The sequence below is a fragment of the Peteryoungia desertarenae genome, from assembly GCF_005860795.2.
Classification (GTDB): domain Bacteria; phylum Pseudomonadota; class Alphaproteobacteria; order Rhizobiales; family Rhizobiaceae; genus Allorhizobium; species Allorhizobium desertarenae.
In genome coordinates, this window is the sequence record NZ_CP058350.1 from 560,001 (window position 1) to 574,984 (window position 14,984).

13 protein-coding genes (1 of these 13 only partly in view) are annotated in these 14,984 nt (G+C 58.7%); 3 read left to right on the top strand and 10 right to left on the bottom strand.

Translation table 11 applies throughout. The features are described from left to right. On the top strand, nt 1-1,574 hold the 3' portion of the coding sequence (locus tag FE840_RS02635) for a M23 family metallopeptidase (RefSeq protein WP_138287379.1). It extends 370 nt beyond the left edge of the window; 1,574 of the gene's 1,944 nt are visible here — the last part of the coding sequence; its start codon lies off the left edge, out of view; the stop codon is at nt 1,572-1,574. Nucleotides 1,575-1,691: 117 nt separating this feature from the next. Here FE840_RS02635 and clpB read toward each other — a convergent pair whose 3' ends face one another. From clpB to FE840_RS02670, 7 genes are all read right to left on the bottom strand, one after another. After that, nucleotides 1,692-4,295 (bottom strand): ATP-dependent chaperone ClpB, encoded by a 2,604-nt coding sequence (clpB, locus tag FE840_RS02640; protein ID WP_138287378.1) that lies wholly within the window; start codon nt 4,293-4,295, stop codon nt 1,692-1,694. Nucleotides 4,296-4,524: 229 nt separating this feature from the next. Next, a complete protein-coding gene (locus FE840_RS02645; protein WP_138287377.1) occupies nt 4,525-5,169 on the bottom strand; it encodes a DUF4167 domain-containing protein in 645 nt (214 codons plus the stop codon). A gap of 330 nt (nt 5,170-5,499) precedes the next feature. Further along, a complete protein-coding gene (gene prmC, locus FE840_RS02650) occupies nt 5,500-6,375 on the bottom strand; it encodes a peptide chain release factor N(5)-glutamine methyltransferase (protein WP_138287376.1) in 876 nt (291 codons plus the stop codon). Further along, nucleotides 6,372-7,451: a peptide chain release factor 1 gene (gene prfA, locus FE840_RS02655; protein WP_138287375.1), complete on the bottom strand. Its 1,080-nt coding sequence runs from the start codon at nt 7,449-7,451 to the stop codon at nt 6,372-6,374. The genes prmC and prfA overlap by 4 nt, the downstream gene beginning before the upstream one ends. Before the next feature lie 25 nt (nt 7,452-7,476). Further along, nucleotides 7,477-9,744: a phosphoenolpyruvate--protein phosphotransferase gene (ptsP, locus tag FE840_RS02660; RefSeq protein WP_138287374.1), complete on the bottom strand. Its 2,268-nt coding sequence runs from the start codon at nt 9,742-9,744 to the stop codon at nt 7,477-7,479. Between the two features lie 82 nt (nt 9,745-9,826). Next, entirely contained in the window at nt 9,827-11,101 is a 1,275-nt protein-coding gene (locus FE840_RS02665) for an aspartate kinase (protein ID WP_138287373.1), read from the bottom strand. 201 nt (nt 11,102-11,302) lie between these two features. Then, nucleotides 11,303-11,860: an SH3 domain-containing protein gene (locus FE840_RS02670; protein WP_138287372.1), complete on the bottom strand. Its 558-nt coding sequence runs from the start codon at nt 11,858-11,860 to the stop codon at nt 11,303-11,305. A 182-nt stretch (nt 11,861-12,042) separates the two neighbouring features. On the opposite strand from FE840_RS02670, the gene ubiG reads away from it, so the two are divergent. Together ubiG and FE840_RS02680 are read left to right on the top strand one after the other, a co-directional pair. Next, on the top strand, nt 12,043-12,795 hold the full coding sequence (gene ubiG / locus FE840_RS02675; protein WP_138287371.1) for a bifunctional 2-polyprenyl-6-hydroxyphenol methylase/3-demethylubiquinol 3-O-methyltransferase UbiG: 753 nt from the start codon (nt 12,043-12,045) through the stop codon (nt 12,793-12,795). Then, on the top strand, nt 12,792-13,355 hold the full coding sequence (locus FE840_RS02680) for a DUF924 family protein (protein ID WP_138287370.1): 564 nt from the start codon (nt 12,792-12,794) through the stop codon (nt 13,353-13,355). Before ubiG ends, FE840_RS02680 begins: the two co-directional genes overlap by 4 nt. A 21-nt stretch (nt 13,356-13,376) precedes the next feature. Here FE840_RS02680 and FE840_RS02685 read toward each other — a convergent pair whose 3' ends face one another. The 3 genes from FE840_RS02685 to grxC are packed head-to-tail and all read right to left on the bottom strand — an operon-like array spanning nt 13,377 to nt 14,940. Continuing rightward, nucleotides 13,377-13,805, bottom strand: coding sequence for a DUF1178 family protein (locus FE840_RS02685; protein ID WP_138287369.1), 429 nt, complete (start codon nt 13,803-13,805; stop codon nt 13,377-13,379). Beyond that, nucleotides 13,802-14,659: a carbon-nitrogen hydrolase family protein gene (locus FE840_RS02690; protein ID WP_138287368.1), complete on the bottom strand. Its 858-nt coding sequence runs from the start codon at nt 14,657-14,659 to the stop codon at nt 13,802-13,804. Before FE840_RS02690 ends, FE840_RS02685 begins: the two co-directional genes overlap by 4 nt. A gap of 23 nt (nt 14,660-14,682) precedes the next feature. After that, on the bottom strand, nt 14,683-14,940 hold the full coding sequence (grxC, locus tag FE840_RS02695; protein ID WP_138287367.1) for a glutaredoxin 3: 258 nt from the start codon (nt 14,938-14,940) through the stop codon (nt 14,683-14,685). Nucleotides 14,941-14,984 lie beyond the last annotated feature (44 nt).

Sequence of the window (14,984 nt, forward strand, 5' to 3'; positions counted from 1 at the left end):
CCTTTGCCCATGTCAAGATGACGCTCGCGGCCAATTATCAGGTTCAGGAAAGTTACCCCGATTTTGACCCCCTGACGATCTTTGCCTCGGACGAGGGCGGCCTTCAGCTGCAGAACCGCACCGGGGTTCTGTATGGCTCGGACGTCGAGTCGGAGGTCGTGTTGAAGTCGACCCCCTTTCCCACATCGCCCACGCTTCCGCTCGTTGGGGAAATGACCTTGGATGAGGTGGAGCAAACGGTACGGACCAATGGGGCTGTCCTGTCCGATGGCGACACGCAGATGGTCGCGCTCTCCTATGTCGACCCCCAGCGGTTTGAAACGGCCGACACCGGTCTCGATTTTGTTCAGGGTCTGACGGCGCGCGTCGTCGAGCAGAATATGAGCGTTGCCGAGCCCGAATTGATCACGCCGATGACGCCCGAATATGCCGACGATCTCCTGCCTGTGCGTCGCGCCCAGGGGATAGCCCAGGTTGTCATGGCGTCCGGCTATCCGGAAGATCGGGCGAATGCGATCGCCGACGCTCTTCATCCCCATGTCGGGTCGGACCGCCTTGAAGCCGGCGATCTGATCCGCATCGGTGTCATACAACGCGGCGAGGAAGTTCGCCTCGTGCGGATCTCGCTTTATCGCAATAGCCGCCATCGGGTGACTTTTGCGGTCAATGATGCCGGTCGCCTCGTGGAAGGTGTCGAACCTCCCTATCTGGAGGCCATTTCGACCATCTTCGACGACGACGGCCCGACAGTCCTTGCAAGCCGCGATCTGCCACGCGCCTATGACGGTCTGTTCCGTGCGGCGCTTTCCTACGGCATGACGGTTGATATGACGCGACAGATCATTCGACTGCTCGCTTCCAATGTGGATTTCCAGGCCCAACTGAGGCCAACGGATGCGTTGGAAGCCTTCTTTTCGGTTCAGGATGAAAAGGGACGCGCCACGGAAGAATCGGAGCTTCTCTATGTCCGCGCCCGCTTCGGCGACAATGTCACGACCTTCTATCGTTTTCAGAACCCGGAAGACGGCTCGATCGATTATTATGATGAAACGGGCAAGAGCGTTCGGCAGTTTCTTCTGCGCAATCCGGTGCCAAATGGGCGCCTGACCTCCGGCTTTGGCATGCGCCGGCATCCGATCCTTGGCTATTCACGCATGCATACCGGGGTTGACTGGGCGGCACCCCGCGGCACTCCCATCATTTCGACCGGCGATGGCGTGGTTGAAAAGGCTGGCTGGGTTTCGGGTTACGGCAATCAGACCTTGATCCGTCACGCCAATGGCTATGTGACCTCCTACAATCACCAAAGCGGGATCGCCAAGGGCGTGACGCCGGGTGCAAAGGTCAAGCAGGGACAGGTGATCGGCTATGTCGGCTCGACCGGCACCTCGACTGGCTATCACCTCCACTATGAGCTCATCGTCAACGGGACAAAGGTTGATGCCATGAAAGTGCGTCTCCCAGGTGGCAAGGCGCTGGATGGGGAGGCACTCGCCCGGTTCCAGGAGGAGCGGAACCGGATTGATGCGCTGCTGGCGGCTGGTGGCAGACCCGCCGAAGTGGCGAGCCGCTGATCTTGGCTGCTTGTCGCAAGCTGCACCGACACCCGCAACACCATCATCACCGCTCAATGGCAAAAAGGCCATGGCGAACGCTCGCCATGGCCTTTTTAACTACAATGGTCCCAGGTGTCAGGCTGCTTCGCTGACCGATCGGGAGGCAGACAACAGCAATCGATCGGATCCTGCCGTCACCGCGACAGTCGAGCCGTCCGTGATGTCGCCGGACAGGATCTGTTCGGCCAGCGGGTCCTGTACATATTTCTGGATCACCCGCTTCAACGGCCGCGCGCCATAAACTGGATCATAGCCCTTGTCCGCCAGCCATGCCCTCGCATCCGGACCAAGATCGATGACGATCTTGCGTTCTGCCAACAGCGAGACCAGACGCTCCATCTGGATATCGACAATCGAGCCCATCTCGGCGCGCTTCAACCTGTGGAAGAGGATAATCTCGTCCACGCGGTTGAGGAACTCCGGACGGAAGGAGGACTTCACCACACCCATCACCTGCTCGCGCACGCTGTCAACATCCTCATCTTCGCCAAGCCCGGTGAGGTATTCAGCCCCCAGGTTGGACGTCATGATGATGATCGTGTTCTTGAAATCGATGGTACGACCCTGACCATCGGTCAAACGACCATCATCAAGCACCTGCAGAAGCACATTGAATACATCCGGATGGGCCTTTTCGATTTCGTCGAACAGGACCACCTGGTAAGGCTTGCGCCGGACAGCCTCAGTCAAGGCACCGCCTTCGTCATATCCGACATAACCGGGAGGTGCCCCGATCAAACGCGCCACCGAGTGCTTTTCCATGTATTCCGACATGTCGATCCGGACCATGGCGGTATCGTCATCGAAGAGGAATCGGGCCAGCGACTTGGTCAGTTCCGTCTTGCCGACGCCGGTCGGACCGAGGAAAATGAAGGAGCCGATCGGGCGATTGGGATCCTGCAGCCCGGCACGCGCCCGGCGAACCGCACGGGAAACCGCCTGAACGGCATCGCCCTGTCCGACGACGGATTTGGCCAGTTCGTCTTCCATCCTCAGCAGCTTGTCGCGCTCGCCTTCCAGCATCTTGTCGACGGGAATACCGGTCCAGCGAGATACCACATGCGCAATCCCGTCCGGTGTCACCACTTCCTGCACCATATTCCCGGCAGCAGAACCATCCTGTGCTTCCGCCGTGACCAGCTGCTTCTCCAGATCGGGGATCACGCCATAGGCCAACTCGCCAGCACGCTGAAATTCACCCTTGCGCTGGGCAATGGCGAGTTCGTTGCGTGCTTCGTCGAGCTGCTTTTTCAGGTCGGCCGCAAGTCCGAGCTTCTGTTTCTCAGACTGCCAGCGGGCCGTCAACGCATCCGCCTGCTCTTCAAGCGAGGTCAATTCGGTTTCAAGCCGCTTCAGCCGATCAACAGAAGCCGTATCGGTCTCCTTCTTCAGGGCCTCCCGCTCGATCTTCAGCTGGATGATGCGACGGTCAAGCTCATCGAGTTCTTCGGGCTTCGAATCGACCTGCATCCTCAGCCGCGACGCAGCCTCGTCCATCAGGTCGATGGCCTTATCGGGCAGGAAACGGTCTGTGATATAACGATTGGAGAGTGTCGCAGCGGAAACCAGAGCCGAATCCGAGATCCGGACCTTGTGATGCTGCTCGTATTTCTCCTTGAGACCACGCAGGATCGAGATGGTGTCCTCGACGGTTGGTTCATCCACCATCACCGGCTGGAAACGACGGGCAAGCGCCGCATCCTTTTCCACATGCTTGCGATATTCATCGAGCGTCGTGGCGCCGACACAATGCAGTTCGCCACGCGCCAGAGCAGGCTTTAGAAGGTTGGAGGCATCCATCGCGCCATCGGCCTTGCCTGCACCCACCAGCGTATGCATCTCGTCAATGAAGAGGATGATCTCGCCGTTGTCGGCCTGCACCTCGTTCAGCACGGCCTTCAGCCGCTCTTCGAATTCGCCGCGATATTTTGCACCGGCAATCAGCGCGCCCATGTCGAGCGCCATCAGCTTCTTGTCCTTCAGGCTCTCGGGCACGTCACCATTGACGATACGCAGCGCCAGTCCTTCGGCGATTGCGGTCTTGCCAACGCCGGGCTCGCCGATCAAAACCGGATTATTCTTGGTCCGACGCGACAGAACCTGGATCGTGCGGCGAATCTCGTCGTCACGACCGATAACGGGATCAAGCTTGCCTTCCCGTGCTTCGGCCGTCAGGTCACGGGCATATTTCTTGAGGGCGTCAAAACCCGCCTCCGCATTTGCACTGTCTGCGGTACGGCCCTTGCGAACCTCATTGATCACCTGATTGAGCGCATTCGCGGTTACACCACCCTTCTTTAGCGAGGCGGATGTGGAGGCAGAGGTCTCGATGGCCAGTGCCAAGAGAAGGCGCTCCACCGTGACGAAGCTATCACCGGCTTTCTTTGCCGCGTCCTCTGCCGTCGAAAAAACCTTGGCAAGCGGCTGGGCAAGATAGACCTGACCATTGCCACCAGACACTTTTGGCAGTTTCGCCAGGGCGGCATCATTGGCAAGGCGGACTTCCTTGGGATCGCCACCGGCGCGACTGATCAGCGAAGAAGCCATGCCCTGCTCGTCATCGAGCAGCACCTTCAACACATGTTCAGCCGTGAATTGCTGATGACCTTCAGACAAGGCGTGGGTTTGCGCTGATTGCAGAAAGCCACGAACCCGCTCGGAGTATTTTTCAATATTCATGGTCCATCTCCATAGTCCGGAACCACCCGCATCGGCATGGTCCGGTTGTTGAGGAAGGGCTCCCTTCAGGCAAGCCCAAGAACGACAGAAAGCCGTCCCGTTAACGGAGATATGGGGGGCGATTTTTCCCCTTTAAAGAGGCACTTAAACGAAAAACTCCGGGACTGGCCCGGAGTTTTTGACAATCGTCACGACTGCGACGAGTTGCATCAAAGTCGTGCCACCACCGTCACTCGGACGCGACGGCCACCAGTTCCGGCTTAGGTTGGCGCTCTTTGTCTTCCTGTTCGTCGGCTTCACCGGCTTCGCCACTGGCTGCTGTCCGACGCGGCTGGCGACGAGGACGGTTACCCGCGCTGCGGCGACGCGGCGCACGTTCTCCGGATGCAGCAGCGCCATCGGCGGCGCTTTCAGCAGCAGCAGCTGCGGCTTCAGCTGGCATTTCCTCGATAACCGGCTGCGGCCCCGACCCGGCAATTTCTGGCTGGGGTGCCGGCTGCGAATGGGACACAGGCTGCTCATCGGTCGCGTCAATGTCATCGTTATCGCGATCGTTGAATTCATTTCGATCGTCGCGCTGGAAGCGCTCCTGCATCTGCGCCTGAGCCGAAGCAATGATACGGTTGTAATGCTCGGCATGCTGCAGGTAATTCTCTGCCATGACCCGATCGCCAGCACTCTGCGCATCGCGAGCAAGCGTTGCATATTTTTCAGCGATGTGTTGAGCCGTACCCCGGATCTTCACATCAGGACCGGAACTGTCATAGGTTCGTGTCAGAGGATTGGCGCCCTTGCGGTTGAAGTTACCGCCACCATTACCGCTGTTGTTGTTATTGCGCCCCCGACCACGCTTGTTCTGCTGTCCTGGCCTCATAGATAGATCACCTGAATGTCTTGTTTGCTGATGAAAAGGCTACGCTTGTGGCTTTGGTTAAACCGGACCAAGTCCGCGCGCGCCGTCGGCAGATTGCGCTACCGCTTTGCTTGCCGCTGGTGAAAGTCAAGTTAACTGGTGCACGCCCCGGTGTTTTGTCGCTTCGTGCTGCTCTCTTCGGAGCCATAATCGAAGCCGGCCCAGACCCGAACGAATCTTCGTTCTTTCCCCACCGTCCGTTGCGTGCCCGCAAACTATCTCGCTTCCTTTGGAAAACCAAGCTTTTTTCTTCAAAACCTGGAAATATCCTTAGCACTCGCAGCAAAGCCCTCAACGGATGCCCTCTGCAAAGAGCAGAACGCGGTCATTTCCAGCAAAGTCTTGTCGCGATTCCAATAGTTTAAAACCGTTTTGTCGAAATATATTCGTTACCTCTTGCTTTTGATCGAACCCGATTTCCACTGCAATCAAACCGCCTTCCTCCAGGTATTGCCGGGCATCTGCGGCTATCGAACAATATGCGGTCAGACCGTCATCCCCACCATCCAGCGCCAGAATCGGATCAAACAGGAGAACCTCTGGCTCCAAGCTCTCGACCACATCACTGCGGATGTAGGGGGGATTGGAGACTATCAGGTCGAAACGACCCTCGACCGTTTCGAACCAGCGACTGTTGAGCGTCCGAAACCTTGACCCAAGGCCAAGCATTTCAGCGTTCCTTTTCGCTGTCTCAAGGGCATCATCAGAAAGATCGACCCCAAGGGCACTGCAATTGTCAACCTGTGAAAGCAACGCCAATGCGATGGCGCCGGTTCCAATCCCCAGGTCGATAATCCTTGCCGTCCCCTTCGTGGAAGCAATATTGATGAGATGCGGCAAAACTACGTCGACCAAAACTTCGGTGTCCGGCCTTGGCTCCAGCGTGCCTGAGGAAAGGCGAAGTTCCAGACCGTAGAAATCCCTTCGACCAATAATCCGAAACACCGGCTCCCGCCTCAGCCGGCGCGCAATGCCGTCTTCGACAAGCTCCAGCTCGCCCGCGCTTAAGACCCGCCGGTCATTGCTGATCAGATCGATAGAACTAAGGCCCAGCAAATTGATGAGGAGATGGCGTGCATCGGCGGCCGCATTCGCCAGTCCGGCTTCTTCGAAGCGTCGACGCGCCTCAGCCAGGATCTGACCAAGGGTGACGCTGCGCGCTGTCACGCCTGTTCGCCAAGCTGGGCCAGTTGACCGGCCTGAAAATCGGAAATCAGCGCATCTACAAGCTCATCAAGATCGCCCTCGATCACTCGGTCGAGCTTGTAAAGCGTCAGGTTGATCCGGTGATCGGTAATCCGCCCCTGCGGAAAATTATAGGTCCGGATACGTTCGGAGCGATCCCCGGATCCGACCTGGCTCTTGCGATCTGCCGACCTCTCGCTCTCGGCCCTCTGCCTTTCGATATCGTAGAGCCGGGACCGCAAAACCTGCATGGCCTTGGCCCGGTTCTGATGCTGTGACTTTTCCGAGGAGGTGACAATCAGGCCCGTAGGCAGGTGCGTGATGCGCACCGCAGAGTCGGTCGTATTGACGTGCTGACCACCGGCACCGGATGAACGCATGGTATCGATACGGATATCTTCCGGACGAATCTCGATGTCGATGTCCTCGGCCTCTGGCAAGACTGCGACCGTCGCCGCCGACGTATGAATGCGACCGCTTGCTTCCGTTTCCGGGACCCGCTGGACGCGATGAACGCCGGATTCGAACTTGAGCTTAGAGAAAACGCCACGCCCGGAAATCGTCGCGATGATTTCCTTGAACCCACCAGCCTCGCCTTCGCTGGCAGAAAGAATTTCCACCTTCCAGCCCTTGGTGCTGGCGAAGCGCTCATACATTCGGAACAGATCACCCGCGAACAGCGCCGCCTCCGATCCACCAGTTCCAGCGCGTATTTCCAGGATTGCGCTCTTTTCGTCCGCAGCATCTTTCGGCAGCAGCAGAATCTGGATTTCGCCTTCAAGTACGTCCAGGCGGGCCTCGACTTCCGGCAGTTCCATCTCGGCAAGGTCCCGCATCTCGCGATCGGTTCCCCTGTCACTGAGCATCGCCCGTAAATCGGCAATTTCAGAAGTCGCCGACTGATATTCCCGGATCTTCTTGACGACAGGTTCCAGCTCTGAATATTCGGATGCCAGCTTGACATAGACATCCGCCGCCGGGCCAGCCGACATTCGCGCCTCGATCTCGCCGAAACGGCGTTCAAGCTCGCGCATCTTGTCGACAGGAAGCTTCGCCAACCTTCACTCCACCTATGCTGCGGGATTACAGAGGAATATTATTGTCTGCCGCAAAGCGGACCAGCAGTTCGCGCACTGGCACGAGCGAGTGGTGGTCGTCAAGGGCTGCGTTCAGCTCGACCGAAAGCTTCTCCGCCTCAAGCCCCAGCAACATGGCCTTGACCGGCCCGATCGAGGTCGGCGACATCGAAATCGAGCGGAACCCGACACCGATCAGAGCCATGGCAGAAAGTGGCTTGCTTGCCATTTCACCGCACAGCGTCACCGGTGTCTTGTGCCGATCACCGGCACGCACGATATCGCGCAAAATCCTGAGGAAGGGACGACCGAGAATATCGAAGCGGTCGGACACGCGCGCATTGCCCCGATCGACTGCCATGGAAAACTGGAACAAGTCATTCGAACCAACGGACACGAAATCGACCTCGTCCATCAGCTCATCCAGCTGCCACATCAGGGCCGGGACTTCGAGCATGGCACCGAATTGCAGCTTCTTCGGCAGGTGATGGCCAAACTTGGAAAGATGCTGCACTTCCTTTTGCATCAGCTCGCGGACAGCCCGGATTTCCTGGACCTCGGTCACCATGGGCAACATCATCCTGAGCTCTGCTCCGGCAGAAGCCTTCAGCAGCGCGCGCAGCTGCGTCCGCAACAGCCCCGGCCGGTCAAGCGAAAGACGGATCGCCCGCCAACCCAAAGCCGGGTTTTCTTCCTCCTGCGCCCGGAAATAGGAGACAACCTTGTCGCCGCCGATATCAAGCGTGCGGAAGGTCACCGGCATACCCGCCGCCTGGCGCAGCACATTGCGGTAAAACGCCTCCTGCTCCTCGCTCTTGGGCATAGTCGAGGCAATCATGAACTGCAGTTCCGTGCGGAACAGACCGATCCCATCGGCGCCGGAATCGGCCAGTTGAGGCAGGTCAACCAGCAGACCAGCATTCATCTGCAGCCGGATGCGATGACCATCCTTGGTGATCGGCTCGACATCCCGAAGGGCACGGAACTGTTCCTGTCTGCGCGCCCTCAGCCTTACCTTTTCTTCATACGCCTTCTGAAGGTCTGCCACCGGGCGGATGTGAACCGCCCCGTCATCACCATCGATAATGACCGGATCGCCATTCTCGGCCAGCGCTACGGCTCCTGTTGCCTGCCCGACCACGGCAATCCCCATGGCCCGCGCGACAATGACCACATGGCTGGTGACCGCCCCCTCTTCGAGAACGAGGCCGCGCACATTCTCGCGCGGATAATCCAGCAGCTCCGCCGCCCCCATGGCACGGGCAAAGATGATAGCATCGCCTGGAAACCCTTCGGTGGCACTGTGCGGCGAAAATCCGGTCAGCTGTCGCAGAAGTCGATTGGCGAGGTCGTCGAAATCATGCATCCGCTCCCTGAGATAGGGATCGGTCAGGCGCATCATGCGCGCCTTGGTGTCGCTCTGAACCTTCTCGACGGCAGCCTCTGCTGTCAGGCCATTGTTGATGGCCTCTTCCATGCGGCGCACCCAGCCCTGGTCATGGGCGAACATGCGGTAGGTTTCGAGCACGTCTCTATGCTCGCCCTCCATGGAAATTTCGCGACGCGACAGCATGTCGTCGATCGAAATGCGGAGCGATCCGAGCGCATCCGCCAGGCGGCGGATTTCCGTTTCCGTATCCTCGTTCAGGAGATTGGTGACGACGATGCGCGGCTCATGCAGCACGACATAGCCAAGACCGATGCCTTCGCTGTAGCTGTCGCCTTCGATTGTCACGGCGCGGGTCAGGTCGAGTTCGAGACCTGGACGCGTGATCTTCTTGAGCTCGCCTGTCGCGATCATCTCGGCCAGAACCATGGCCGTCGTCTCGAGCGCTTCAAGCTCGTCCTCGCGGTAATTGCGGGCCGCCTTGTTCTGCACGACAAGAACGCCAAGGCTGCGACCGGTTCGAAGGATCGGCACGCCGAGGAAGGAATGATAGATCTCTTCGCCCGTTTCCGGCAGATAGCGGAAGGCGGGATGCGCCTGGGCATCGGAAAGGTTGAGGGGCTGGGCCGATGCGGCAATCGTACCGACGAGACCTTGTCCCATCTTCAACTGGGCAAGGTGAACGGAGTCCTTGTTCAGACCTTCCGTCGCATAAAGCTCGAGAACACCATCGGAGCGGAGCACATAGACCGAGCAGACCTCGGCAACCATGTTGCTCGCGATCTGGCGAACGATCTGGTCAAGCCGCTCCTGCGGCTCCAGCGGCTCCGCCATCAGTTCGCGCAACCGCTTGAGGAGGACGCGCGGACCCGCCGATTGGTCTCTCATCACGTTGTGGCTCCCACTTCCGATTGGTCAGCGGCCTCGCCACTCCGATTGCAACCGGCGATCCGTGATCCGCTTTATGGAATCAATTCTTATCCAGACCGTAGCAGGAATGCAAAGTGCGAACCGCAAGCTCGGCATAGGGTCCGTCGATCAGGATGGAGATCTTGATTTCTGACGTGGTGATCGCCTTGATGTTGATGCCCTTCTCGGCCAGCGCCTTGAAGGCAGTCGCGGCAACGCCGGCATGGCTGCGCATACCGATACCGATGACGGAAACCTTGACCAGACCCTTTTCGCTCTGGACGACGTCAAAGCCGATCTTTTCCTTGTTGGAACCCAGAACGGAAAGCGCCTTGTCCACGTCGCCCGAGGGAACCGTGAAGGTCATGTCGGTCTTCGAGCCGTCTTCGGAGATGTTCTGGACGATCATGTCGACATTGATATGCGCTTCAGCCAGCGGTCCGAAGATCGCGGCTGACACGCCCGGACGATCGGCAAGGCGACGCAGCGAGATCTGCGCTTCATCCTTGGCATAGGCAATACCGGTGACTACTTCCTGTTCCACGATCTCTTCCTCATCGCAAATCAAAGTGCCGGGTGGGTTCAGGAGATCGCCCATGCCCGGCGCATCGGGATCTTCAAAGCTGGAGCGCACGAAGGTGCGGACCTTGTGGACCATGGCGAGTTCGACGGAGCGAACCTGCAGCACCTTGGCACCGAGCGAGGCCATTTCGAGCATTTCTTCGAACGCGATCTTCTTCAGGCGGCGCGCCTTGGGCTCGATGCGCGGATCGGTCGTGTAGACACCGTCGACATCCGTGTAGATGTCGCAGCGGTCGGCCTTCACGCCGGCGGCAATCGCAACGGCAGATGTATCTGAGCCGCCGCGACCCAGCGTCGCGATCCGGTTGTCAGGACCGATACCCTGGAACCCGGCAACGACGGCCACCTGCCCCTCGCCCATCCGGCGGATGATCTCGGCACCATCAATTTCCTGGATACGGGCTGCGCCATGCGCATTGTCTGTCTTGATCGGGATTTGCCACCCCTGCCAGGAGCGAGCATTGACACCCATCGACTGCAGGGCAATCGCCAGCAAGCCGGATGTCACCTGTTCGCCCGAAGCGACAACGGCGTCATATTCGCGTGCATCATAAAAGGGAGAGTCCGCTCCAGCCACCTTCGGCATGTTCTGCACCCAGTCGACCAGCTCATTCGTCTTGCCCGACATGGCCGACACCACGACAGCCACTTCATGACCGGCATCGACTTCACGTTTCACATGGCGCGCGACGTTATAAATGCGTTCCAGATTGGCGACGGAGGTTCCGCCGAACTTCATGACGATGCGAGCCATAGACTTAAACCGTATGCCCTTGAGAAACGCCGGAGATACCGACGGAAAAAACACCGACCCGCGCTGGAGGCGTCAGGTTGCGGGGCTTTTATCGAATTAGCACTGAAGACGCAACGCCACTTTCTGCTGTGTCGTTACGCCTTCAAGACTTCGTTCAAACTCTTGGACATCAAGTATCTCGGACGCGAGATTGTAATGGTCTCACGAGCCGTCAAGCCGGGCTCGGCAATCGGGATCCTGACGGCAAAACAGGGAAAAGACGTCACGATCAGGTCGGCCACCATCGCGGCGTCCTTCCCGCCGATCACGGTCCCAATCCCGATCCCGATCAGAACGTCTGTCACGATCACGCCAGCCGTCGCGGTCCCGCCAGCGGTCGCGGTCACGATAGAAGTCCCGGTCGCGGTAATGATCCCGCCAGTACCGGTCTATCGAGAAGGTAATCGAGGGAATGCCAAGTGGTCGGTAGTATCTCGGGCCGACAGGTACGCGGCGCTGGGAATAGGTGCTCTGCAAATAGGATGCGCTGACCCATCCGCGATAACCGCGCCAAACAACATCGCACCAGTTTCGCGATGTCATGCAGCCGCGGATGTCGACCCGCACACCTTCCGGAAGCGTGGTGATGCGCGGATACTGGGTGCTCGGGCCAGATCGCATATTGACATTCCCCGTCGCAAATCCGGGTGCCGCATCGGCCACCGATGGCAGAGTTGCGCCCAGGGAGAGGGTCAGGGCAGTAAGAATGAGGCTACGCATGATGTCTGATCCTTCAAGTAATGCGAGGCTTGAAACATCTTTCTAAAACATGCGATCCGCCGGTGAGTTCCAGCCCGGAAGGAAGATCGGTCTAGGATCGATGAGACTGCGACCTCGCTTACCCTTGACTTTATTGGTCGATCGTCCGACTTCAGCATTATGTTCCCAATGGAGTTCACCCGATGAGCGCTGAAGCACGCACGACCATCGATCAGGCTGAAGTCGATCGCTTTTCCGCAATGGCTGCCGAATGGTGGGATCCGACCGGCAAGTTCAAGCCGCTGCACAAGATCAATCCCGTTCGCCTCTCCTATATTCGTGACCATGTCTGCGCCCACTACGGTCGTGATCCGCTTTCGCACCGACCACTGGAAGGCCTGCGTATTCTCGATATCGGCTGTGGTGGTGGTCTTCTCTCCGAGCCCGTGGCCCGCATGGGTGCCGATGTCCTGGGAGCCGATGCCTCCGAAAAGAACATCAAGATCGCAATGACCCATGCCGGGCAGACCGGTATCAAGGTTGACTATCGGGCAGTGACAGCCGAAGAACTTGCCGCCGCCGGCGAGACCTTTGACGTGGTGCTGAACATGGAAGTGGTGGAACACGTCGCCGACGTGGACTTTTTCCTGTCGACCTGTGCCTCCATGGTGCGCCCAGGCGGCCTGATGCTGGTCTCGACCATCAACCGCACCTTCAAGGCCGCAGCTCTGGCTATCGTGGGTGCCGAATATGTGCTCCGCTGGCTCCCACGCGGCACGCATCAATATGAAAAGCTGGTGCGTCCGGAAGAAATTGAAGGCCCGCTTGCCGCAGCTGGCATGCAGACCGTTGAAATGAAGGGCGTCTTCTTCAATCCGTTGCAGAACCAGTGGAACCTCTCATCCGATATCGACGTGAACTACATGGTCCTTTCGGCAAAGCAGCAGACGTCATGACCGGCAGCGTGATCACTCCAAGCGACGTTGTCGGGTTCTGGCAGTCTGCGGGACCCGAAAAGTGGTTCGCGAAGGACGAAGCGTTCGATGAAGCCATCCGGGACAAGTTCCTCGACCTGCATTTTGCAGCTTCCCGCAACGAATTGCAGGACTGGTGTGACACTGCGGAAGGCGCTCTGGCCCTGATGCTGCTGCTCGACCAGTTTCCGCGCAACCTCTTTCGCGGCAGTGGCCATGCATTCGCGACCGATGGACTAGCGCGGCATATCGCCGATCAGGCCATGGAACGTGGGTTCCATCTCCAGGTGGAACCTGCCCTCGCGATCTTCTTCTATCTCCCGCTGGAGCATTCCGAACAACTTGAAGACCAGAAACGTTGCCTCGCCCTCTTTCAAGAGCATTTTGCCCGGACAGGCGATCAGGTCACGCTCGATTACGCGCAACTGCATCTCGACATCATCGAACGCTTCGGACGTTTTCCCCACCGGAACAAGGCGCTCGGACGTGTCACCACGCCCGAGGAAATAACCTATCTCGAAGAAGGCGGCTTCAAGGGTTGAGCGGCGGTGACTTTAACCCCGTCAATTCGGGTCATCCGGAAGCACCGGCAGAGGCGCAATTTCGATGCCTTCTTCGATCAGAGACTGGACTTCAACGGGTGACGCTTCGCCGATAATGCCCCGGGCCTCAGCCTCGCCATAATGGATCTTGCGGGCCTCTTCGGGAAACTTTGCGCCGACATCCTCGCTATTGGCGCGGATCTCACGCACGGCGTCCTTCAGCTTTTCCATCGCGTGCTTCTGCGCCGCAGACACGGCCAGCGCCTGTTGCATTTCCTTTTTCCGTGCCGTCGAAACGGACGGCGCCATCAGCGCCTTGAACACCTGTGCTGATCCACAGCTTGGGCAGGTCAGGAACCCACTGGCCTTCTGCTGGTCGAAATCGTCACTTTTCGAGAACCAGCCCTCGAATTCATGGGCCTGGTCGCAGGAGAGCGAATAGCGGATCAAACCGTCACCCCTCCTTTGGCGAGTTCCGGCGCAATGTCGAGGCGGAAGTCGCGACCATTCTTCAGATTGGGGATCTTGCCGCGTGCGGCTGCGACGGCGGCGGTATCGATATCCGCGATCACCACGGATTCGCCCGTGTCTCCACCTCTGGCAAGGATGCGCCCCCAGGGGTCGACGATCATCGAATTGCCGTAGGTCTCGCGGCCATCCTCATGCACACCTGCCTGCGCTGCGGAAATCACGAAGGCACCGTTTTCGATGGCGCGCGCCCGCAACAGCACTTCCCAATGGGCCTCGCCCGTCTGCCGCGTGAATGCGGCTGGCGTCGTCAGGATCTCGGCACCAGCCATCGCCTCCGTGCGGAAGAGATGCGGAAAGCGCACATCGTAGCAGATCCCGAAGCCGACCTTGGCGAAAGGCAGATCGGCAACCAGCGCCCGCTCGCCCGGACGATAGACCGCGCTTTCACGCCAGCTCTCGCCATTGTCGAGATCGACGTCAAACATGTGGATCTTGTCATAGGAGGCAATCTTGTGCCCCTTAGGATCGAAGAGGAAAGCACGATTGGCAATCTTGCCGTCAGGCAGCCGGATGGCGGTGGAACCGACATGCAGATGGATGCCAAGTTCCCGCGCGAGATCAGAAGCAGCCTTGACGATGAGATCGGTGTCTTCGTCACGCAGGATTGCCATCAACCCGGCCCGATCCTTCTGGATTGCGCCCGTCATCTCCGGGGTCTGAACGTAGATCGCACCCTTCGCCACCGCGTCCCGCACCAGTCGCTGCATCGAGGCCACGTTCTTTTCCGGGTCGATACCGGAACACATCTGGATGGCAGCTGCCTTGAACGTCATTCGTCTCAATCCTTATTCGGCCTTTACTCGGCAAGCAGCGGATCGAGCTTGCCGGCCCGATCGAGCGCATGAAGGTCATCGCAGCCGCCAATGTGGCGGTCATTGATGAAGATCTGCGGGAAGGTCATGCCGCCATTTGAGCGTTTGATCATTTCCTGACGCGCCTCTGGCCGTTCTGTTGCGTCATGCTCGACAAACTCCACGCCTTTGGAGGCCAGCAGGGCCTTGGCCCTGGCACAATAACCACAGAACTGACGTGTATAGATGGTAACCGATGCCATCGGGAAACTCCGCAAAATGCTGGATAAACTACCGAAACCTTTGT